Consider the following 22,389-nt stretch of genomic DNA (forward strand, 5'->3'; position numbering starts at 1 on the left):
CCCCCCCCCCCCCCCCCCCCCCCCCCCCCCCCCCCCCCCCCCCCCCCCCCCCCCCCCCCCCCCCCCCCCGCTCCCACATTGTTCGATGTCCGACATTAGATGGCGCAAGACCCGACAACAATAATAAAGAAGGTCGCACGATGGCCGAACCCTTGACCCACGACACCCTTATCCAGGAATCCTGGCGCCGTTGCCGCGCCTACGGCCTGGACCACCAGAGCGCCCCCAGCTTTGACCAACTGCCCGCCGAAGGCATTCGCCAGCTCCTGGAAAGCCAGCATTCCCTGGTGCAGACCACCCACCAGGAAGTATTGCCCTACTACGAGAACATCCTCAGCAATTCCAATTGCCTGATCATGCTGGCCGACAATCAGGGCCAGGTGCTGACCTCGTGGGGCACCCAGCGGTTTATCGAACCCACGCTGGCCCGTGGCTTCAGCCCCGGCGCCAGTTGGATGGAACGCGCCAGTGGCACCAACGCCATCGGCACCGCACTGGCCTGCGCCCAGGCCGTGCATATTGAGCACGATGAACACTTCCTCAAGGCCAACCGCTTCATGACCGGTTCCGCGGCACCGATTTTCGACGCCCAGCGCGAAATCATCGCGGTGCTGGACGTGTCCAGCGACAGTTACCTGCCGCCCTCCCACACCCTGGGCATGGTCAAGATGATGAGCCAGACCGTGGAAAACCGGCTGATCCTCAACCTGTTTCGCGGCGAACATTTCCAACTGACCTTCAACACCGGCCTGAGCAACCTCGACAGCCAATGGGCCGGCCTGCTGATCTTTGATGAAAGCGGCCAGGTGCTCTCGGCCAATCGGCGTGCGGATAACTTGCTGGGCATCAGCCTCTCGCGGGTGATGATCGACGGTCTGTTCAAGGTGTCGCTGCTGGAGTTGCTCAACCAGCCGGAAGGGCTTCCCTTTGCGTTGCAAGCGGCGGGACGCAATCGGTTCCAGTGCCTGTTGAAGGGCCCCAGGCAGATGCCGGTGCAGACCCGGGTGTTCAGCCAACCGCAGCCGCCAGCACCGACCTCGATCAACCTCCAGACCCTGCATTTTGGCGATGTGCGCGTGGAAAAAGCCGTGCGCCAGGCCGAGCGCCTGCTGGAAAAGGACATTCCGTTGTTGATTCACGGCGAGACCGGCGTGGGCAAAGAGGTGTTCGTCAAAGCCCTGCACCAGGCCAGTTCCCGCAGCCGGCAGGCGTTGATCGCAGTGAACTGTGCGGCGATTCCCGCAGAACTGGTGGAATCGGAACTGTTCGGCTACGAAAAAGGCGCCTTCACCGGCGCCAACCAGAAAGGCAGCATCGGCCTGATCCGCAAGGCCGACAAGGGCACGCTGTTTCTCGACGAAATCGGCGATATGCCGCTGCCCACCCAGGCCCGCCTGTTACGGGTATTGCAGGAGCGCTGTGTGCAGCCGGTGGGCAGTAGCGAGGTATTCCCGGTGGACTTGCGCATCATCTCGGCGACCAACCGCGCACTGCGCGAGCTGGTGCAGGCCGGGCGCTTTCGCGAGGACTTGTACTACCGCATCGGCGGCCTGACCCTGGAATTGCCGCCGTTGCGCGAGCGTACCGACAAGCAGGCGCTGTTCCAGCAACTGTGGCAACAACACCGCGAGCCGACGCAATGGGCCGGGCTGAGCGCCGAGGTACTGAGGCTATTCGAGCAACACCCGTGGCCGGGGAATTTACGCCAGGTGAGCAGCGTGTTGCAGGTGGCGCTGGCAATGGCCGAGGAGCAGCCGATCCGCGCAGAGCACCTGCCCGATGATTTTTTTGTGGATTTGCAGGCAACAGTGCCGCTGTCTAAACCTGAACACCTGGATGAAAGTCTCGACCTGAGCCAGCGCCTGGAAGCCGTGGGCGGGAATATTTCCCACCTGGCGCGAGAGCTGGGGGTGAGTCGCAACACCCTGTACAAGCGCCTGCGCCAACACGAAGGTTGATTTAACGCCAGCTCCAGGAAACGCCGGTGTAGATACCCCGCCCATCAGCGGGGGTGGAGCGTGCAGCGTCCATGCCTTTGTCGTCGTAGCCCGGCGTGACGGTGTTGGCGTAACGGCGGTTGGTGAGGTTGCGCAGGTCGACCCAGGCTTGCCAGTCCTGCTTGGGCGCGTCGTAGCCGAAGGTGGCGCCGAGGGTGGTGTAGGCCGCCGCGTAGTAGGAATTGGCGTAGTCCACCGCTACCCGTGATGCATGCTCGGTATTGAGGCTGGTGTAGAAACCCGTCGGGTGGCTGTAGCGCAGTTGCGCCTGGTAGTAGTGCTTGGGAATGCCGGGCAAGGTGTTGTCGCCGAAACGCTCGTCGTCGCGGTAGTGGAAGTCGCTGAAGGTGTAGGCCTGGCGCAGCTCGAGCTTACCGCTGCCGCCGCCGTCCCACAGCGGGCTGAGCAGGCTCAGTTCCACGCCCTGGTGCACGGTGGGGCTGGCGTTGGATTCGGCGATGATAGCGTTGCTGGTGGCAGTCTGGGCCTGGGTCTCTACAGAAAGCAGCTCGTGGCGAACTTCCGAGCGATAGAGCGCCAGGTCCCATTGGCCGAGCCAGGCTTCACCGCGCCCGCCGACTTCCAGGGTGGTGGCGGTCTGATTACGCAGCTTCACGCCTTCGCGCTGCAACCCCGTGGCTGCCCCACTGCCCGGGCCAAAATATTTGTTCGAGCCCCAGATCATCGACCACGCGTGCGGTGGCTCTACCGAGCGGCTCAGGTTGCCGTAAATCTGCAGCTGCGGGGTGAAGTCGTAACGCAGGCCAATGCGCGGCGCGTAGTCCCAATCATGCTGACTGAGCGGCGCCTGGCCGTCGGGGTAAGTGACCTGGGTTTCGCGGCGCGTATAGATGGCGGCAAGGCCAGTGGTCAGCCACAGATCCTCCACCAGTTCCAGCTCGTTGCCTACATGCAGCACAGTATCGGAGCCCAGGTAGCTGTAGTCGCGGGTCTTGGTGCCGGGGGCATAAATGGCGGTATTGCCCGCAGGGATGCGCACGTATTCCGACGCGCCATTGTTCGGCATCGCCTGGGTGGTACGCAGGCCGAGGGTAGTGGTGCTGGCGTGGCCAAACAGGCTGTCCTGGCGGATGTAATTCAGGGTGCCGCTGATATCGGTGTAGGCAACTTTGAGGCGATTGGTGCCTTCGCGCAGGTCCATGGGGTAATCGTGATAGGCCAGCCCGACCTCGACCCGAGCGTGATCGTCCAACCGCAAGGTGGTCTTGTTGGCAATCCAGGTAGAGCCCGGTTGCAGGCGCTTTGAATCGCGGGCGGCGTTGAGGCTGTTGGCGGCACGCGGATCATGGCTGATCTGGTCACGCGTGAGCCTGCCGGGTGAATCGTTGGTGGTTTCGCGGTAACGCAAGTAGAAGCGCGTTTCCAGGTCCGGATTAAAGCGGTAGCCGAAGTTCGCGGCGATGCCCTTGCCGCTGCCGGCGCTTTGGTGCTGATAACCGTCGGACTCCGAATCGGTGAGGCTGATGTAATAGTCGGCGTCCCCCAGCACTTGCCCGGAACTGACTTCACGCTGGGCATAGCCGCGACTGCCGACCTCATAGCGCACCTGTAGCTTGGGCGCGTCCAAGCCGGTGCGGGTGACGTAGTTGACCGCACCGCCCAAGGCCAATGCACCCTGATCGAACCCGTTGGCGCCACGCAGCACCTCTACCCGGCTTTGCCACAGCGGGTCCTTGAGCTCATAGGGCGTGCCGCCTGGGCCGGTAAGCGGCAGGCCGTCGAACATTTCATACAGGCCGGAGGCATGGGCACCGGGGGCGCGGTTCAGGCCCGAGCCACGAATGGACACCTTCACCCCTTCGTTATTGGCCGCCTTGGCGTACACACCGGCTTGGTACTTGAAGACATCCTCGTTGGTGTTGACCCGTCCCTGTTGCACGCTGTCCATATCGATGTAATTGGTGCCACCGGGCACGCTTTTGAGCTGTGCCTGGGCGATTTCTGCGGTGCTGGCCTCAGCCGTGGTGACTTCAACCGGCGCCAATTGCAGGCTTTCAGCCTGTACCAGCGAACTGAGGGTCAAGGCGGCAAAAATAAACGGGGGGTGGCGCAGCAGCATTGGGGCAGGTCCTTGGAATCCGGGAACGTGCCGGGCCAAACCCACCACGCGAACAGTGATGGGAAGGCAGGCATGCCCGTCAGGTCACTCCTTGATGACGGACAGGGGCGTTTTAAAAACAGGATGAATCAGGTTTGGTCGTCAGGCGTTGCCAATGTCCGCATCAGGTCATCGGCATCCGACCCCGGCGGAAAGCGGAAGCCATACATTTCGTCAGTGGCGAGAATCTCCCCCAAGGTGTCGCGCAACTGGACCTCCGTGGGCGAGTCACGCAATAACTTATGCGCTGGCAGCAATAACTCGGCAGACACGCCCTGGGCGGTCGCGGCATCGATCACCGCATAGAGGATAAACCGCAAGCGTATTTCGCGATCCGTGGGCCAAACCGTTTTTCGTTTACCCAAGGGAGGGCCTCGTGTTTAAGAAAAATCCGAGGCTATTGCCCGCAGGCAAGCCTTTCAAGCCGCCGGAGGCAAGATAGGCCGCTTCCTACAGCGGAAAGGGAAACACCGCACCGATTGGTCGATGCGATGGGCCTCACTGCACCGGCAGGAAATTCATCAGCAACAGGCTTTGTGCGTAATTGAGGCCAATGCGCCGGTAGCGCTCATCAAGGATTTGGGTCAGCAGGTCCAAACGCGCGACGATCTTGCCGAACTCAACGGCAAAACTGAGGTTACTGCCCTCCTCTGATATCTCGTTGGAAAACAACAGCAGCACGCCGTTGGCATCCTGACGCTGGCTGAGCAACCAGGTGGCCTTTTCGATATTGCGCGCCGCATTGCTGACAAACTGCGGATTGATCGAGTCAGTCACATAAAACTGCGTACGCCCGCCGTGAGCGGTCACGAGCATGCTGCCAATCGCATAGATGAACGCGCCGACGCGGTCGCCGCGAAAGTCAGGGCTCAAGGAATAACTCAGGGCAGCCAGGTCACGCCGGTCTCCCAGTGCGGGCAAGGGTTGGCGATTTTCGATGGCCTGACGGATTTGCCGGGCGGCGGTCACTGCATCCGGATACCCCGATTGACGCCACTGGTTGGGGTTGCGCAGGTAGAGCTTGCTCATCAGCAAGTAGAGGCTTTGCAGGTTGTCACGCATCCCCAGGGTGGCCATGCGGTCGACGCTGGTCTGGAAGAATTCATCGGGCTTGCCATCGCTGAACTGCCTGGCGATATCGCGGCCCTGTTGTTGGCTGCAACCTGTTGCGCAGAGCGCGAAAACCGCAGCAAGCAGCAGCGGCCATCGGGAGGTAAAAACAGTTGACGTTCGATCCATCGGCACCGGGTCTGATTCTGTTGGCCACCCGTGTGAGTCGGGTGGCTGGGACAGGGTAGATCAGCAGAATGGAAAAAAGTGCAGCGGTGCAGGCCAGATAAGCATCGGACTACAGACGCTGATCTGACCCGACACTTGATTCCCCGGCGTGCTAGAGCACTACCGTCGCAAGCATCCCCAAGGCGCCCAGGCAGAACCCGATCAACGCGCCCCGCCCTGGAGCTTCATGAAACAGCGCCCAGACCACCACAGGCTCCAGAAGCAATAACGAAGTGACCGAGACTACCGTGACAATCCAGATATCACCGACAACCACATACCCCAGCCAATAGGCACCCAGCAGGCAAAGCCCGGCAAAACACATCAAGACCACGGGAAGTACAAAGGCCTCCCAGGAACCACTGCCGGTCTGGGCCAACTTGGCGGTCACCACCTCACTGTAGATTGCACAAAACTCACCAATAACCATCAACCCTAGAGCAAAAACTCCGAGTAATTCTTTGGACATATCAAAAACTCCTTCGTATTCAGCGCACTGTTTTTCAGCTCCCAGTCGGCAGTGCTGCAGCCGTCGTGAGCGTCGTTGCCTTGATACAAAGGGTTCTTGAAAAGGCCCGAATTACCGAAATGCTTGTCCATGCTCATGTCCTTCAAAGGGTTGAGGCTCAGCGATCCAATACAGTGCGTGCTGATCATAGAGGCATCGTGAAGCCATTCACAATTATGCGATGCCAATACTTAAGGATTACGGTTAATTAAATGCGCCGAAAACCGCAATAAAAACCCGGCGCTGGGCCGGGTTTATTGATCGGGAGGTCTTCAGGTAGCAGGGTGCTCACTTGCCACGGAATCCGCCGCGTCTACATCCGACATGTCCTCCTCGATCGGGGCCTCGTCATCCGGGGGTAGCGGGATATTGTCCTCATCGCGCCGTGGGTCATGCCCCGTCTCATTATCGGTGTTACGAGTAACCGCTTGCTGGGAGATGTTGCCTGGGGCTTTCTCGTTGATTTCCATGCTGGCTCTCCGTGTATCGCTCGGGATATCCGTGCTTAAGATTGAGAGGTAGCAACGGATGGAGAGTGCCGGATGTTAGACGAATGGTGGTTCGTCTTTGCAAGGTATGAATGCAAAAAACAGCGTTTATTTGATTATCAGCACACTCAAACCCCAGAAACGCAAAAGCCCCGCTTTCGCGGGGCTTTCGTATGAATCTTGGCGGGAAACCAGGGATTCGAACCCTGGAGACGCTATTAACGTCCGCCGGTTTTCAAGACCGATATGCAAACTCAAACGGGCAGGGACCTTGAAGGCCCACGGCGTTCCTTTACTCGCAGCAAGCAACCAAGCTATAGGCCGCATTCTGCAAGGGGTGCGGTTTTGGTTTGGGAACTGTTTTTGCCCCTCCCCCGGCGTTCAGCCAAATGAAAAAAACCACCAAAAAAGCCAAAGACTTATGAGATAAATCATGAGTGCTTTCGGCCAGAAGCGGGCATTGCACTAGATACTCTTTCGACCCATAACTGCCGCTCAATACGCAAACGAAGCGCCAATTATCGGTTCGAACAAAGAACCGCTTAGGTAACCCTGATCACCCATCGCTTTGGCTGGTTTAGGGGGCACACCGGGGGCCAACCACCCCTTATTATCGCACCCAGCGCTCTCTGGACCGGCTACGTCGTAGTTACATTTCGAACGCCCACTCTCACCTTTTTTGATACGAATGGGACGACTGCTGTGCAATGGGTCGTATCGATTTTTCCTTAATAAGTGTGTTATCTTGGAAATGCGAGATCATTAATCTCGAAGCAATATTAACTGAATTCACAATGGGTTAATATTTAAAGGAGCTTGAAATTGACGTGGATTGTCGGGGGTAAACACATATTTTGCGCCAGAGCCTTGTCCGACGTACAGGTAACACTTACATACCCCAATGGAAATAAGCGTTACTTTGACGCTGTGAAAAAGGTACATGAAATAGGGCCGGGAGTTACTATTCTTTTCGCAGACTCAATTAAGCTTGCATTCTCTATTATTGATGAGTTAAGGGCTAACTTTTATCGCACTATAGACCCACGAACGTTCGAGGCGCCGGAAGAAATTATGCGTCGCCTGGTAAAACATATAAAACATTATTTCAATAAGCATCAAAGCCATGACAAAGAACGAGTTGAGTTCTTGGTTTTTATTAGCCCTACCGGCATTTATACGGAATTCGGCATGTGGAAGGTAACCGCCCCACATTTTCATTTGATTGAGAGAGATAAACCTTTTTCAATGCTTGAGCTAGGCTCAGGATCAGTCTTAAAAGACTATCGTGGTATTGTGGAGAGGAACTCCACGGGCGTCTACATTATTGACGACCCCGAGGGGGGGCTTCCGGTTGCCTTTATTCCCCTCGGAAAGGTCGCATTGGAATACATTTTCGCTGAAGCACTAGAATTCAAAAACGCTGGAATAAGTTTGCCAATGCACATTACTGGAATTACACATGAAGGGGTTTTCATAAAAGAATTACCAGAAACTCCCGACGGAAAATTCCCTGTAGTCGCTAACTCATGGGAAGAGTTGAGAAAAATTCTCGGCAAGGAAGGTGTCAGTCTAGCTGAAAGCTTCGCTTCGGCATGAGAAACCGCGTGCGGGCATCGCTTTCCGAGAAGTGAGGGGTACAAGATAACTTCCATCCGGACTGCCATGCCTGCATCAGCATCTCTGCCGACAGCAAAAAATTCCACTGAGGGCGAGGATATTTGCGACAAAGCGCGGTAGATTGTTGCAGGTTTTTTTATGCGGCAGTGCTTCCATGAATACAAAAAGATAAAATCAATAGTATTTATGGTCCAATGGGCACTGAATGGCATGGATTGGCGTACAGTTTGCCCATTGTCGCCCCACTCGTTGCGCTGTACCCTTCTGACTTATGCTGTCCGATGATGGATTGGACGTCGCTCTCCCCAAAACCCCACTCCCCCTGCTTTCGAAGCATTGAGCGGCCTTCCTCGTAGCAATTTCTAAGCAAGCACCAATTTACTACGCCAATGCTATGCTTAGCCCTTTTAGTCGGGGTGACACACATGGCAGGGGAATACTCACTCCCAGATTTGCTTGAACAAATGTACGAGAATCAGCTGGCGTTGGAAGCAGCTCTGATGGAGTTGGCTCTCCAAAGCGAAAAGCAAGGCATGGATGAGGTTGGTGACAACGTCCGTGGTGCTCTGTTCGTGATCGGCGAAAATGCTGGGCACATCAAGCAGGGCTTGGCGAAGCTACGAACTAATCGTCTCTGACAAAGCACACCCCGATTGTGTAGGAGTATGTGAGGAATTTTGAGGGATCGGCCCGTGGCTGCGGGCTGTGACGCTCATTCACGGCAGGTTGCATAAATGCATAATGGGCATTAGATGGCATAGATTGGCGTACGGTTTGCCCCATTTATGCCCCACGAGAGTCCACAGAATCCCGCTTGCCCAATCATTCGATGTTGGATCGGGCGGTCTACCCTCCCACACCCCGGTCCTCATACTCAGCCTCTATAATCTTTTCGCGTTTCAGCAATTTCCAAGCAAGTTGAAATCACTGCCTGACAAGGGAGCGACCGGTACTATTCTTCTACTTTTTTCTCGAAGGGAGCTTACGCCATGCTTGGTGATTATTCGCTGTGCGATGTGCTTGAGAGGATGTATACCAACCAACTGGCCTTGGAGGCAGCCTTAATGGAGTTGACACTGCACCTGGAGCAGCAAGGCTCGTCAGAGGTTGGGAATAACGTTCGTGGCGCGCTTGACACGATTGGTGAAAACGCCGGCTACATTAAACAGGGCTTAGCCAAGCTCAAAGGTTCGAATTCCGGCTAAGTCTGAACCATCTCAGGTTTGTAGCCGGTGATTCCAACGCCGGCAGCCTTAGGTGCTGACAGGCAGCAATCGGCCAATAGCAGACTGTGCGAGGGGGTTCACGGTGGGTGAGCCAAAGGATTAGCCAGGTTACTGATTCACTTGTTGTTCGGATAGACGCTCTGATCGGGCCGGTCAACATTGGCCGATGCCCAGCCGAGCAGTGATCAGGATCTCAACGCTTCAGCTTCACTAAGGCGGCAACATAGAGGGTGCTGCCGGTCCCCTCATCAATAGATGTGGAGGGATGGCTTTTTGCAGTCATTGAAGGATATTCTTAGGTGGTATGAAGAAAAATTGTGAGTGGGTGGAATAAGTTTTTCTGAAAAATATCTGAGGTTTGAATGTGAGCTATGTAAAGTCATTTGGTGTGAGAAATCTTCGCAGTTTCGGTGAGAGGAAGCAGTTAGTTCCCATCAAAAAAGTCAATATGTTTGTCGGTAAAAATAGCTGTGGTAAAAGCACATTTTTGCGTAGCTATCCTTTATTGCGACAATCTGTAGAGTCGAATACTCGGTCTGCAATTCTTTGGTATGGCGCTTATGTAGATTTTGGCGATTTGAACACAGCCCTCCATGACGGCTCGGAAGAAGTTTTTTTTGACTTTGAAACTATATTAAGTATTGGTAGTTCCGAGCCTGGCCGCATAGTGATGGAAGGTAAAGTAGTCGAGGGGAGGGGCTCGGAATCTACAAGTTCAAAATCTCAGAACTTTGAACTAGATGCCAATATTTCCATTGGTCTTAAGAGGGGGAAGGATAAAGATGTACTTTCAAATGCAAAAATTCGTATTCACAATACTGAATTTTTCATAGGGAGTTCCTCCTCTGGTCGCCATGAGGTGGTTGCCAATAGATATGCATGGGATAACCCTGCTGAGGTATTAGAGGTTACTTCTTTCTCTGAACTTATCGCTATTGGTAAAGGCAGTCTGCTATCTACTCGATTTTATGGCACGAGAAATGGTAAAGATGAAAAGGATCGTCATGTTGTTTACGCTGTAGAGGAGCCATTCAAGGAAAGTATGGAGAAAGCTGTTCTAAGCTTCATAAAGCGTTACTGCTCCCCTGGTACTAGATCTATATCGCAAAAGTTAGAAAAGCTTAGCTTGGATACGCCAGAAGTTCTTCTCTCAAGGCTATTGGAGTTGAGTGCTGTAGACGTGAGGCTCCAAGAAAACTTAAGGTCGCACGGTAAAGAAATCTCTGAAGTCTGCTTTCATTATTTATTAGTCAAAGATCTGGAAAAAATCTTAGGCATCGCTGACAGAACGTTCAAACAGCTTTTCAGCGGGGTGCGATATCTCGGGCCACTCAGAGCATCAGCAGAGAGATTCTATAGACACCAGGATCTGGAGATTGATGAGGTAGACCATAAAGGTGAGAATTTGCCAATGGTAATCAATTCACTTGATTCCAGAATGAAGAAGAACTTAAGTAATTGGATTTCCCAAAATTTCGGCTTCGAACTTGAGCTTGCAGCCTCAGGCTTACACTACGAGCTAAAGATAAAAGAAGAGGCGGATAGTCGATTCCATAACTTGAGTGATATGGGGTTTGGGTATTCTCAGATACTACCAGTTATCGTATCTATGTGGCTGGAGACTAATCCGCAATTAATGAAGTCGCAAACTCGACGTTTTTATCAGTTTGTATCTCGGACGATAGTAATTGAACAGCCAGAGTTACATCTGCACCCTGCATTGCAATATCGTTTTGGGTTGGCAATTGCAAAAGTTGCAAGCATGGAGTCTGCAAAAAATATTAAGTTTGTCATAGAGACTCATAGTAGTCAGATGATTGAGGCGATTGGCGAAAGCATCAGGCAAGATATAATATCTGGTGACGATGTAAATATCACGCTCTTCGAGAAAAATGAAGAGGATTGTACGGAGATTACTCTTTCTGGCTTTGATGAAGAAGGTTATCTCGTGAATTGGCCAGCTGGTTTTTTATCTGCATAATATGATCATACTCATTAGGGAAATCCCAAACGTCGAAGCATTGACTAATGCTCAGGAGGAAGCGCTTGAGAGAATTCTTTGGGCTCATGGCAGAGGGAGTCAGGTTGTATGGATGGCTGTTGATTTAGCTAGAAAATTAGAGGATAAAACTTTTTTTAGTAAATATGCTAAAAGAGCTCTGGTTGATCTGAAGAGTTCTTCGACTTTTACGAAGACTTTGTTGGAGTCTGAATTTTCTTTTAGAATAGTGATAGATTTTGGTAGTCGTTATAGAATGGATCAGCAAGGGGAAGAGCTGATTGTTGGTTTTGAAAGAGTATTGGATGATAACTTCTTATTGGCGCCAGTATTGTTGGCCGAAAATGAAATCGATGCGAAAGTTTATGAGAAGTTTTCGCTCGCTATTTTCTCCTCACGAAAAAATCTAAATCGCCAGTACATGTTGAAAATTGATCCTCAAGGTGGAGGAGGACCAGATATAGCTAAAAAGTATATCCGTTATGTATCTGAGCGAAGGCCATTTATTTGCTTGGTGGATAGTGATAAAAAGCACCCTAAAGGCTCCTATGGGGGAACTTGCCAGCACTTTAATCCCTATCCTAAGGGTTTGACGATGGGGCACTATTTGCGCGTAATTGAGTCCCATGAAATAGAAAATCTTGTGCCTGAGGGTTTGGTGAGGTTTTTATATCCGGCCGTCGAACAAGGAATTATGTACTCTGATTCCCGTTATCGAAGCTATCGTCGTTATCCAGATCACAAAAATGGATTTACGGTTGCAGATGCTAAAGCGCAGGACGCCTTTTATAAGGATACCTTCTGGCAACCGTTTTATCATCACAGGGGCTGCACTCTAATTTGCGGAAAATTTGGAAAGTTAGTCGAAAACACATTTGAGTTTTTAGAGCAGAATTCGCCAAAAAAGGTCCTTGAGTTTCTAGATTCAGAGATTGACGGTGAGCTTTATCATATTGCTTCGATTGTTACGAGCTGGGGTTTAAAGCTGAAGCGAACTTTGTCTTAGTGCATTAGACGATTTCTAAAGTGGCCAATTTGTTGAAGCCCTGAGGCTGCTTTTGGCAGGAAGCGGAGTTCGGCCTAACTTCCGCTTCTGTCCGAAAGCAGCAGCCATTACCTACAGGCTACAGACCAAAGCTGATCCAGCTTGGTTGTGTAGCTTTGACTCAGCAATTCACGCCGCATGGCCCAGTCAGGATCTGTCGGCACGCTTGCAGAGCGGAGCGTGCCCCTTCCCCAGCGAACATTGATCTCATCCAGAACGGTCATTAACCGTGTTGTTTCGGTCGGCTGGGACGGGGCGAACAGATCATCGGTGTACTCACCGGGCTGACATAGATTGAGCAACATCACCTCTGCCTTGCTGTACTTGAAGCCTGGCCGGAATATTCGCTCGAGCGCGCCTATCGCCGCCTGGGTTAGCAGACGAACATCATCAGTGGGGTACGGCATATCTACCACCACACCGTTGGCAAATTTCGCCTCCTCAGGATTGAACATCCCGGTGCGTATACTCACGCGCACCTTCTTGCACAGCGAGTTCTGGGCGCGAAGCTTCTCACAAGCTCGCATCATGTAGGTGGCCACCGCTTCTTTGATAGGCTGCTGCTCCGTCAGCCGCTGGCCAAACATTCGACTGCAGCAGATCTCTTGCTTTGGCGGATCCGGCTCGTCCAGCTCCAAGCAAGGCGTACCGCCCAGCTCCCTTGCCGTCTTCTCGATCACAACGCTGAACTTCTTACGGAGCGTCCATGGGTCCGCCTTAGCCAAGTCCATTGCAGACCTTATACCCATCGTATCGAGATGAAGTTTCATCTTTCGGCCAACGCCCCACACCTCCGCCACGTCCGTATTACGCAGCACCCAGTCCCGCTTAACCGGGTCGGTGATATTGACCACACCACCGGTCTGCGATTGCAGGCGCTTCGCGGTGTGGTTTGCCAACTTTGCCAGGGTCTTTGTATGAGCGATACCAACACCAACAGGTATGCCGGTGCAGCGAAGTACCTGGGCCCGGATTTGCCGGCCTAACGCATCCAAACCACCGACACCGGTCAGATCGGCGAATGCCTCGTCAATGCTGTACACCTCAACTGCCGGCACCATCGCCTCAATCAGACTCATGACGCGCTCGCTCATGTCCCCATACAGCGCATAGTTAGAGGAGAACGGGACAATGCCGTGCTGCCTGAGCTTGTGCTTGATTTGGAAATACGGCTCGCCCATCTTGATAAACGGCTTTGCGTCGTAGCTGCGAGCAATGACACAGCCGTCGTTATTGCTCAGCACCACAATGGGCACCTTCGCCAGGTCCGGCCGGAACACTCGCTCGCAACTGGCATAGAAGCTGTTGCAGTCGATCAGCGCAAAGGTCGGTTCTTGCTTAAACATGGCTGCGCACTGTGCTGGTAATCACGCCCCAGATTGACAGCTCATCCCCTTCAAGAACGTAACGCGCCGGGTATTTGGGGTTCTCTGATAGAAGGATCACCTCCCGGCCGCGCTTGCATAGGCGCTTGCAGACGGGCTCATTGTTCAGCAGCGCCACCACTACATGTCCGTGAGCAGGCTCAATGGCACGATCCACCACCGCGAGGTCACCTTCGAAGATACCAATCCCTTGCATGCTTTCCCCGGTGATTGCTACCAGGTACACATGCGGTGCACGGATATTCAGAACCTCATCCAATGAGATGTGCTGCTCAATATGATCCGCCGCCGGCGATGGAAAACCGGCCGGAACCTGGAACGAGCACATAGGCAGCTTTGCGCCTGCCTCAGCGATAGGACCTAGAATGGTGAAGCTCATGATGCGGCCTTTTACAGATACTGTACGAATGTACAGTTAACTTTGTAGGGCGCTTGCGGTCAATTTTTCTGTAGGGGATTTCGACAGGCGGAGAGGTGCGTATGTGCGGACGATTCGTGCAGTACGAGGGGATGGCGATCTTCATTGAAGAACTGAGCCCCCAGATAGAGCTGTTCAGCGGTTACGACGCTCAGCCTATTGATCGCTACAACGTCGCGCCATCGACACGGGTGCAGGTGCTACACGCCGCAGAGGATGGGCTGCATATCGATGCAGTCAAATGGGGATGGGCGCCGTTCTGGGCCAAGGGCAAACGCCCCGACCCGATTAACGCACGTGTAGAGACGGTCACCACAGGAAAGTTTTTTAAGCAACTTTGGCCGAATGGCCGAGCCCTGGTGCCGAGTGAAGGGTGGTATGAGTGGGTCAAAGACCCTGACGAACCGAAGAGAAAGCAGCCCTACTTCATTCGCCTGAAGAGTCAGAAACCCATGTTCTTTGGCGCGCTTGCCCAAGTTCATCCTGGCCTGGATCCCCACGACGGCGATGGGTTCGTGATCATCACCGCCGCCAGTGACCAGGGCATGGTGGACATCCACGACCGCAAGCCGTTGGTGCTGACACCCGAGCACGCCAGGGAATGGATCGATCCGAGCCTTACTCCAGCCCGCGCCGAGGAAATAGCAAAGGAATGTTGCCAGCCTGTGGAGGACTTTGAGTGGTATGCCGTTGGCAAAGCAGTGGGAAATGTGAAAAACCATGGAGCTGATCTACTGCTGCCGGTGCCATCCAAGAATTTTTGAGGCTATCAGAACAGTCCTCCCAATGCGGCTGGCTCCCAGTTCATGATCACCAGTTCACCACTAATCTCACTCTTTCCTTGTCGTTGGTTGGATGTGGTGTATCGAATGTCCACCATCTCAAAGTGAAACCCCTCAAACACCCGCCGTATATCAGGGTGATCGTTGATGCTGACCATCACCTTGCCTTTGCAGCGCCGCATAAAGTCGGCCATGCGCTCGTAATTCTCAAATGGAAAATCCACGCCATAGCCGGCGGTCTGCCAGTAAGGTGGATCCATGTAGTGGAACGTATGGGCACGGTCGTAGCGCTCAGCACATTCAAGCCAGCCCAGGTTTTCAACATAAGTGCCGGACAAACGCTGCCACGCTGCAGACAGGTTTTCCTCGATCCGCAGCAGGTTAATGGCCGGGCCGGTTGTTGCAGTGCCGAACGTCTGCCCCGTCACTTTGCCGGCAAAGGCATGGTGCTGCAGGTAAAAGAATCGGGCGGCGCGCTGGATGTCGGTGAGGGTTTCCGGACGGGTCATTTTTTGCCACTCGAACACCTGGCGGGAACTGAGCGCCCATTTGAACTGGCGGACAAATTCTTCCAGGTGGTTCTGCACGACCCGGTACAGCGTCACCAGGTCGCCGTTGATGTCGTTAAGAACTTCAACAGGCGCTGCCTGGGGACGCATGAAGTAGAGCGCGGCGCCGCCGGCGAAGACTTCAACGTAGCATTCGTGTGGCGGAAAAAGCGGGATAAGACGGTCGGCCAGGCGGCGTTTGCCGCCCATCCAAGGGATGATGGGTGTAGACATAAAAAAGCAAGACCTTTGCTGTATGGATAAACAGTGCTAGGCTCGCTCCGCTTTGTGCACGAAGCAGGAGCCTTGGCTGGACTTGCAGGGACGATCTGCGGGGAAGGTGGCCGGGTTGGATGTTGACGCATCCTGCCCGGCCGCTCCTTTTACTTCGGTGTAGAAACTTCTTTTGCGTAAGCCTGACAGGCCCGCAGGGCGATCAATCCGCGGTCGCCGGCATCGGCGATTCCGATAATTCGTTGAGCATGCGCTGGGTCAAGTTGGGCTCTTGTGGTGCCATGAACCACGCGGCCGGTGCCGGTGGTGGGTGGCACTGAACAGCTGGCGGTGGTTTCGGTGGCGGCGAGTACGACTGACAGCCGCAGATCAGCAGTAGCCAGGCGATCACGCAGACGAGCCTGCTTGATTTGCTCATCGTTCAATTCCTTGTAGTGGGTTTCGTCTTTGTTCTGCAGGCGGAGCTCCAGGGCTAGGCGCTTGTCCTGCTCGGTACGCTGCAGAGCAGCAGAAGCTTGGGATATTTCGTTGAGGGTGTCCGCCTGCAGCCGGGCTTGCCGCTCCAGCACGCTGCCATAACGCCAGTCCTGGGCGGTCCAGGCCAACGCTGCAGATCCTGCGGCCACCACCACTAACAGCAAGCTGATAGCGGCGATACGGAACTGCGCCGGGATCAGATCGAAGAGACGCATAACACCGCCCTCGCCCTGGCCCACAACTGCAGCCGATCCTCCAGGCCATTAAGGCCGCCGTTGATCCGGCGAGTGATCGTGTTGAACTGGTTCTGGTCCGCGAGCGCATTCAACCCATTCACGGACCAGAACCACGCCGCCGACTCTGCCGCCCATTGCGGCTGCTCGAGCAGTTCGGGAGTGCGCAACAATCGCTCATCGCCGAACAGTGCCAGACTGCAGCGCAGGTAGTTATCGTGCCCGGTTACCTGGATCAACCCTCGGCCACGATAGCGTTGACCATCACCATCTGCAGCTGGGGTATTACCAAGCTTGGCAGCCAGAGTGCCGGTATCGTATTTACTCAGGTATTGATCCCCACCCAATTCGCGGACGTACTGCAGTTGACCGGACTCGTGACCAAGCTGCGCCAGGAAAGCAGCTTGGCGTTTCGGTGTATTGATCTGCCGATGCGCCATTGCCGCGTTCAGGGCAGATACAAAAACGCCCGCTTGGCGGCGGGCGTTTGGCATGATGCGTTGTAGCTGTTGTTCAGTGATCGTCATAAAAACTCCGGTCAAAAAAATACCGCACTCAGGCGGCGGTGGACTGCATTACAGCTTCTCGACGCTCACGACCTTGAGCGGCTTCGTTTCCTTCTTCTTCTTACCCTTGGATTTGCCTTGCTTGCCGGCATTGCACTCGACCGTGGTCGACCAGCCAGACTGGGTAAACACCTGCTCCACTGAATCTGCTAGGTATTCGCCATCCAGCCCGACCTTGAAGCCCTGGGCGTTGATCAGGCGCTCGGCAAAAATGTCAGTCCGGCCAGGCATCTCGAAACGCACGTCGGCGGTCGAGCGATTGAATGCCGCTAACCTTGCTTTGGCTGCTGATTCAGCAGCAGTCTTGTTCGGATAGATATGCCGATCCGTGTGCACCGCCGGCAAGCCGTCCGGAGCGTCATCGTTGTCGATGGTGACCACCGCCAATTTGCCGTCCTTTTTGTTCTGATGCTTAGTCGCCACGGCCTTGTGCGAATTGCGATCCCCTAAGCTGAACTGCCAGCGACTGAGATCGCTGCGGGTCAACGTGATCGCCCCGAACGTTTTGCCGCTGGCTGTCTGCCCTCCCTGGCGTGGCATCACCAACAATTTGCCATCTGCGACCTTGGCCGTGCAGTCGTATTGCTTAGCCAGGCGCGTGATGAAATTAAAGTCGGACTCGTTAAGCTGATCCACACGAGCGACCTTCGTCGCCACCGGACAGCCTGCCTGCCAGCCATTTCGAGCCGCGATGTCGGCCACGATCTTCGACAACGGCGCATCCTCCCAGCTTCCGCTGCGGATAGTCTTACCACTGCCGCGCATATCGCTGGCTTTACCCTTGATCACAATCGTGTCCGGCGGGCCGGAAACTTCGACCGTGTCGACCGCGTAAAGCCCTAGGCGCATTAAAGACGTTTCGGCATAGCCCAGGTGAATCTCGATTGAGCTACCGCGCCGGGGCAACTGCACCTGGCCGTCGCGGTCATCGATACGCAATTCAAACTCGTCGGACTCCATACCCGGCTTGTCAGAAGTCCTAAGTAACAACAGTCGATCATTGATCTTGGACGTAATATCGGCACCGTCGGCAACGATACGAAAAGTGGGGGTCATGGTTTTTTTCCAAAGAAAAACCCGCACAGGGCGGGCTGAATACAAAGTTTCGTTTCGCTTAACGCAACGGGCTGCAGGCGGTGCCGTTCGGAGTCAGTCCCACAAGCTAATCCCTTCCTCGGTCGGGGCTGGCAGATCCGGCAGCAGAATCACCACACCAGCGCGGAAAGGCTGGGGCTCGTCTGCCAAGCCCTGATTGGCATCCAGAACTGCCTCAACGCTGCCGTTCAAGTGCCCATAAACGTTATTGCATATGACATCGAGCATGTCCCCGTCAGACGTTCTGCATGTCGTCGCCATAGCGCGTGAACTCCAGAGTGAATACTTGTTTACGCGGAATACCGCCGTGCAGCAGCGCGCCCTGCTCCTCGTTGATCGACTTCAGACACCAGGTGCCAATCACCTCTCCATAGCCGGTAGTCAAAGTCAGCGGCTGTAGCCGGCCGCCGATGGTGCGCAATGTGTCAAGCTGCTTGAGCCCCCCTTTGAAGCCTGGGTAAATCGTACCTTTGAGCGTGAGCTTTTCATCGCCCATGCCCACGGCCTGCTGCGCCGGGCGCCGCGATAGTCGCTCCTGTGAAGCCCAGCGGAATTCAGTCGAGCGACTCAATTCGTCGAAGGCCGCTGTATCCAAGTTGAAGTAGTACGGCTGAATTTTAGGATCCCTGGGCTGAATGATCAGCAGGTGCGGAAATGGCTTCACCGCTTCCGGTGCCGGCGTGGCATCCACGGCAAATGCGCTGGTGGGCACGATGTTTGCCAACGACGGATTGACCTTTCCGGCGACCTTGTTGATCGCCGTCGCAGCTTTTCCCGCCTGCTCCTTCAACGCCCCCATTCGCTCCTGCACTTCGGCGGCGCCCCGTGTCGCACGACTGTACACAGCCAGCACCTGGCCGGCTTTGGCCTGTGCTGCATTCACGCCGCGCATCACCCGCTGTAGCTTGGCACCGATAGCAGGTCCCACGAACGGAATATTTTCCAGCTCGGACGCGGCACCGGTCATCTCCCTTATTGCGCCGTTGACAGGTCCAAGCATGCCCTCAGCACTACGTCTACCAGCCTCCCCGGCTTCAACCAGATACTTGAAGCCCGACTGCATCTGTTCCATATAAGCCATAGGCCCTCCTTACAGGTGCGGTTCGTCGTACAGCTTTGCGGCGTTTTGTTTCGCCGCATCAGCCATCATTAGCCGCATGTGCGGCATGAGGTCTTGCGCCAAGCGTTGCGGGTCTTTCACATCCCCTTGCACCGTAACCGGCATACTCAGCGAGTACTGAAACTGCTGATCCACTTTGGCCTGGACAGGCTTTTCCGGCTCTTTGGGCTGGATCGCTACAGCCGCCGGTTTGGTCGGCGCTGACACGGCTAGTGAGCGCGCGACATCACCCAGTACCGGCGCTTGCGGTGCGGGCGCCATCAGCAATGCACCCGAACCGTCTGCCCGGTTGAATGACTTGCCCATGGCGGCCAAGCTTGGAATGGCTGGGCCCGGTCGAGGCGCCATCAGCAACGGCGTCACCGGTGGCGCGGGCTTTTCGTCATCCCCTCCGAACCATGACTTACCTGCAGCACCGCCCAGCGCCGAACCACCCATGCTGCCTAAGTAAGCGCCTACCAGCCCACCAATAGCGGTGCCGATGATAGGCACCACCGAGCCAATAGCCGCTCCTGCAGCAGCACCGGCCATGGTGCCGGCGAGATTGCCAGCGGCAGCGCCATAACCCTCGGCCTTTTCGTCCTTGGTCTTAGCATTCTCATAGGTGTCAAAGGCCATGGCGCCGGCCTCGATGAGCGAGCCACCAGGTATTGCCTTGGCGGCTTTACCGATCTTACCGACCGCTTGCACAACCCCGCCCAGTTTCGCTATCGCCCCGCTTGGAATAGAAACAGGTGGAATAAGCGGACGCGGGACCGGTACCGCAGGCCGTGGCAGCGGTGGACGCGGAACCGGTGCGGCAGGCAGTGGCACCGGCGGACGAGGGACCAGTACTGCTGGCCGAGGCAGCAGCGGACGCGGAGCCGGCGCTGCAGGCAGTGGCACCGCCGGGCGCGGTACCAGTGCTGCTGGCCGTGGCAGCGGCGGACGCAGAGCCGGTGCTGCTGGCCGTGGCAGCGGCGGACGCGGAGCCGGTGCTGCAGGCCGTGGCACCGCCGGACGCGGAGCCAGTGCTGCAGGCCGCGGCACCGGAGGACGCGGAGTCGGTGCTGCAGGCCGTGGTACCGGTGGACGCGGAGCCGGCATCCGAGCACGCAGCGAGGTCGGCCGACGTCGCGGAATATTACGTCTTGAACCGCGCCCACGTCGGCGGGTTTCACCTGGCCCCCCAGGTCCCTCCATGGCATTCAAGTTAACGACGAAGACCTTTTGGACGCCGTCGCCATTCGACGCAGCATCGTCAACTCCCGCGCTGTCATCGCCAGATACCGCTTCTTTAGCCAGCGAAACCACTTTGAGGCCAGTAGCGACGATGCCTAACTTACCGGTCTTACTCTCATCCTTTCCCTCACCATCAACCGATTCACCCTTGAGAGCGGCTACTGCCTTGAGACCAGTCTCAACTAACGACAGGGCCTTGCCGGCCTTACCTTTCCCCTCGCCGCCCTTTCCTACGCCCCCAGCGCCATCCTTGGAGTTGGTCACAAAGACCTTTTGCACTTCGCCGGGTTTGCCACCCAATGATCCACGCGCGACGTTGAGCAAACCTTTAGCGATTTTGAACGAACTGAGCAGCCCCTTGAGCGCGACAAACCCTCCCCCGACCGCCGCGATACCCGTCACCACACCTGGCGCGCTGTCAGACAGCGAGGTAATGCCCCTGGTGACTTTGGTCAGTCCTTGCGCCACGGTGTCTGTGACCGGGCGCAGGGCGTCCCCGACGCTGCGCATGGCGTCATCCATTGACTGGGCCATTTCGGCCCACTTCTGCGACGACGCCTCACGTCGTTCGCTGAGGTTCTTGTCGAGAATGCCCGTTGCATCGCGCGAATCGTTTTTAAGCTGGCTGTACAGCGCCTTGTTCTGCATATAGGCAGAGAGCGCAGCCTTTACCTGCATGTCAGCGAACAGGTCACCGGTGCGCAGTGACTCTTCCAGCGAGGCCATCATGGCCTTGGCTTTCTCCGGGTCCGACTCCTTGCTGATCTTCGCCGTCGCCTCAGCCATCGCCGCCGCGCGCTTCGGATCCGTGGCCTGAATGTACTTCTGCGCCAGTGACATACTGGTTTCAAGGGTGGACATACCGTTTTGCAAACCGGTCTGCATCGACCCTTTGTAATCAATACCCGCCTTTGCATACGCCTTGACGGTGTCGCCAGAGCCGATTTTGCCCATCCAGTTCTTGAGGTTGTTTGCCGCCTCATCGGCGCCGCCGGCAGATTTCATCTGCACTTGCAGCATGGCACCCAACTGTGTAACCGCATCCATGCCGGTAATGCCGAGGCTGCCCATGTTCGCCAACAGCTCGGGAAACCACTTAGCCATGTCAGCCGCTTCAAAGCTACCGGCCTGCCCTTGGTAGGCAATCGCTTCAAGGGCCTGCTGCATCTGCCTAGGATCTGTGATCTTGGCATTCTGACCCAGCGCATTGATCATCTTCGCTGTATCAACACCGCTCGACCCTTGCCCCACGACGAATTTGGCCGCGACTGGCGCGTATTCCAGGGCCTTGCTCAAGTCCATGCCGGCGCCAACCAATTGGTTAACCACATCGGCCACATCGTTACGCGCCATGCCCGTGTCGCGCGACGTATCAATGATTTTGCGCGACATCTCCTGCTCTTGCGGTTTGTTGGCAATGCCGGCCTTGATCGCGATATCACGAACAATGGCCCCAAAATCCGCACTGACCTTTGTCGGAACAGCCAGCATGCCGACACCGACGACAGCGGCACCGACCGCGCTTTTCATACCAGTCTTACCAGCATCGATCTGCTGATGCCCCTTGGCTTTGAGCTCCGCCTTGATGGCTGTCTGCCCCATAGAGCGATAGGCTTTCTCCAGTCGGCCGACCTCGATTCCCTGCTTTTTCAAACTATCGAGGTTGGAATTCAACCGGCCCAACAACTTGGTCGCGCCCTGTGATCCGCTGTCGTGGGCTTTCTTCCACTCGTCGCGCAGGCGAATGGTGTCACCGATAGTGCGCTGCAGGACACGCGCCTTGTTGCCTTCCGCCTCAAGACGCTTGATGCGCCCCGTTACATCTTTAAACGCAGCTCCGACAGTCGAACTGACGGCGCCGCCGATCACCAGCCCGAGGGCGATTTTGTTCGCCATGTCACGGCCCTCATTTGGATAACCTTATCGAAGGCGGCTCAGTCCGTGAGCCACCACACCATTTCTGCAAAGGGCATCGACAAAATCTCAGCAGCGGAAAATCCTGTTTCCGCCGCCAGACGTTTCGCGGCCATCTT

21 protein-coding genes are annotated in these 22,389 nt (G+C 55.6%); 7 read left to right on the plus strand and 14 right to left on the minus strand.

What is annotated here, in order from left to right; all coding sequences use genetic code 11:
• Window positions 1-140 precede the first annotated feature (140 nt).
• Window positions 141-1,958, plus strand: coding sequence for a sigma-54-dependent Fis family transcriptional regulator (locus ACTJLA_RS09295; RefSeq protein ID WP_314546336.1), 1,818 nt, complete (start codon window positions 141-143; stop codon window positions 1,956-1,958).
• Between the two features lies 1 nt (window position 1,959).
• On the opposite strand, the gene ACTJLA_RS09300 is transcribed toward ACTJLA_RS09295, so the two are convergent.
• The 5 genes from ACTJLA_RS09300 to ACTJLA_RS09320 all read right to left on the minus strand — a co-directional run bounded on the left by ACTJLA_RS09300 (window position 1,960) and on the right by ACTJLA_RS09320 (window position 6,372).
• Window positions 1,960-4,077, minus strand: coding sequence for a TonB-dependent receptor family protein (locus ACTJLA_RS09300; RefSeq protein ID WP_314546334.1), 2,118 nt, complete (start codon window positions 4,075-4,077; stop codon window positions 1,960-1,962).
• A 128-nt stretch (window positions 4,078-4,205) separates the two neighbouring features.
• Entirely contained in the window at window positions 4,206-4,481 is a 276-nt protein-coding gene (locus ACTJLA_RS09305; RefSeq protein ID WP_314546330.1) for a hypothetical protein, read from the minus strand.
• A 133-nt stretch (window positions 4,482-4,614) separates the two neighbouring features.
• On the minus strand, window positions 4,615-5,355 hold the full coding sequence (locus ACTJLA_RS09310; protein WP_003192025.1) for a hypothetical protein: 741 nt from the start codon (window positions 5,353-5,355) through the stop codon (window positions 4,615-4,617).
• 151 nt (window positions 5,356-5,506) lie between these two features.
• On the minus strand, window positions 5,507-5,824 hold the full coding sequence (locus ACTJLA_RS09315; RefSeq protein ID WP_314546653.1) for a hypothetical protein: 318 nt from the start codon (window positions 5,822-5,824) through the stop codon (window positions 5,507-5,509).
• Between the two features lie 350 nt (window positions 5,825-6,174).
• On the minus strand, window positions 6,175-6,372 hold the full coding sequence (locus ACTJLA_RS09320) for a hypothetical protein (protein ID WP_069558233.1): 198 nt from the start codon (window positions 6,370-6,372) through the stop codon (window positions 6,175-6,177).
• 840 nt (window positions 6,373-7,212) lie between these two features.
• On the opposite strand from ACTJLA_RS09320, the gene ACTJLA_RS09325 reads away from it, so the two are divergent.
• The 5 genes from ACTJLA_RS09325 to ACTJLA_RS09345 all read left to right on the plus strand — a co-directional run bounded on the left by ACTJLA_RS09325 (window position 7,213) and on the right by ACTJLA_RS09345 (window position 12,238).
• Window positions 7,213-7,986 carry a hypothetical protein gene (locus tag ACTJLA_RS09325; protein WP_440841073.1) on the plus strand — a complete coding sequence of 258 codons (774 nt, stop codon included), beginning with the start codon at window positions 7,213-7,215 and terminating at the stop codon, window positions 7,984-7,986.
• Between the two features lie 446 nt (window positions 7,987-8,432).
• The gene (locus ACTJLA_RS09330) at window positions 8,433-8,645 is read left to right on the plus strand and encodes a hypothetical protein (RefSeq protein ID WP_440841074.1); all 213 of its coding nucleotides are present in this window, start codon (window positions 8,433-8,435) and stop codon (window positions 8,643-8,645) included.
• Between the two features lie 351 nt (window positions 8,646-8,996).
• The gene (locus tag ACTJLA_RS09335; RefSeq protein ID WP_440841075.1) at window positions 8,997-9,212 is read left to right on the plus strand and encodes a hypothetical protein; all 216 of its coding nucleotides are present in this window, start codon (window positions 8,997-8,999) and stop codon (window positions 9,210-9,212) included.
• Between the two features lie 385 nt (window positions 9,213-9,597).
• Entirely contained in the window at window positions 9,598-11,214 is a 1,617-nt protein-coding gene (locus ACTJLA_RS09340) for an AAA family ATPase (protein ID WP_440841077.1), read from the plus strand.
• 112 nt (window positions 11,215-11,326) lie between these two features.
• A complete protein-coding gene (locus ACTJLA_RS09345; protein ID WP_440841079.1) occupies window positions 11,327-12,238 on the plus strand; it encodes a hypothetical protein in 912 nt (303 codons plus the stop codon).
• Between the two features lie 107 nt (window positions 12,239-12,345).
• On the opposite strand, the gene umuC is transcribed toward ACTJLA_RS09345, so the two are convergent.
• A complete protein-coding gene (gene umuC / locus ACTJLA_RS09350; protein WP_440841080.1) occupies window positions 12,346-13,623 on the minus strand; it encodes a translesion error-prone DNA polymerase V subunit UmuC in 1,278 nt (425 codons plus the stop codon).
• Window positions 13,616-14,041 carry a LexA family protein gene (locus tag ACTJLA_RS09355; RefSeq protein ID WP_023658794.1) on the minus strand — a complete coding sequence of 142 codons (426 nt, stop codon included), beginning with the start codon at window positions 14,039-14,041 and terminating at the stop codon, window positions 13,616-13,618. The genes umuC and ACTJLA_RS09355 overlap by 8 nt, the downstream gene beginning before the upstream one ends.
• Before the next feature lie 101 nt (window positions 14,042-14,142).
• Here ACTJLA_RS09355 and ACTJLA_RS09360 point away from each other — a divergent pair, with 101 nt between their 5' ends.
• Window positions 14,143-14,844, plus strand: a complete 702-nt coding sequence (locus tag ACTJLA_RS09360; RefSeq protein WP_440841082.1) for an SOS response-associated peptidase family protein — start codon at window positions 14,143-14,145, stop codon at window positions 14,842-14,844.
• Window positions 14,845-14,849: 5 nt separating this feature from the next.
• On the opposite strand, the gene ACTJLA_RS09365 is transcribed toward ACTJLA_RS09360, so the two are convergent.
• The 7 genes from ACTJLA_RS09365 to ACTJLA_RS09395 form a co-directional block, all read right to left on the minus strand.
• Window positions 14,850-15,644 (minus strand): DNA adenine methylase, encoded by a 795-nt coding sequence (locus ACTJLA_RS09365; protein WP_440841084.1) that lies wholly within the window; start codon window positions 15,642-15,644, stop codon window positions 14,850-14,852.
• A 149-nt stretch (window positions 15,645-15,793) separates the two neighbouring features.
• The gene (locus ACTJLA_RS09370; RefSeq protein WP_440841086.1) at window positions 15,794-16,336 is read right to left on the minus strand and encodes a lysis protein; all 543 of its coding nucleotides are present in this window, start codon (window positions 16,334-16,336) and stop codon (window positions 15,794-15,796) included.
• Entirely contained in the window at window positions 16,318-16,881 is a 564-nt protein-coding gene (locus tag ACTJLA_RS09375) for a glycoside hydrolase family 19 protein (RefSeq protein ID WP_440841088.1), read from the minus strand. Before ACTJLA_RS09375 ends, ACTJLA_RS09370 begins: the two co-directional genes overlap by 19 nt.
• 48 nt (window positions 16,882-16,929) lie before the next feature.
• Window positions 16,930-17,976: a phage late control D family protein gene (locus ACTJLA_RS09380; RefSeq protein WP_056783387.1), complete on the minus strand. Its 1,047-nt coding sequence runs from the start codon at window positions 17,974-17,976 to the stop codon at window positions 16,930-16,932.
• A gap of 93 nt (window positions 17,977-18,069) precedes the next feature.
• Window positions 18,070-18,276 (minus strand): tail protein X, encoded by a 207-nt coding sequence (locus ACTJLA_RS09385; RefSeq protein WP_046071201.1) that lies wholly within the window; start codon window positions 18,274-18,276, stop codon window positions 18,070-18,072.
• A complete protein-coding gene (locus ACTJLA_RS09390; protein WP_440841091.1) occupies window positions 18,251-19,096 on the minus strand; it encodes a phage tail protein in 846 nt (281 codons plus the stop codon). The genes ACTJLA_RS09385 and ACTJLA_RS09390 overlap by 26 nt, the downstream gene beginning before the upstream one ends.
• 9 nt (window positions 19,097-19,105) lie before the next feature.
• Window positions 19,106-22,252, minus strand: coding sequence for a phage tail tape measure protein (locus tag ACTJLA_RS09395; RefSeq protein WP_440841093.1), 3,147 nt, complete (start codon window positions 22,250-22,252; stop codon window positions 19,106-19,108).
• Between the last annotated feature and the right edge of the window lie 137 nt (window positions 22,253-22,389).

The sequence above is a fragment of the Pseudomonas sp. 22072 genome, assembly GCF_052046095.1.
Taxonomy (GTDB): Bacteria; Pseudomonadota; Gammaproteobacteria; order Pseudomonadales; family Pseudomonadaceae; genus Aquipseudomonas; species Aquipseudomonas paracarnis.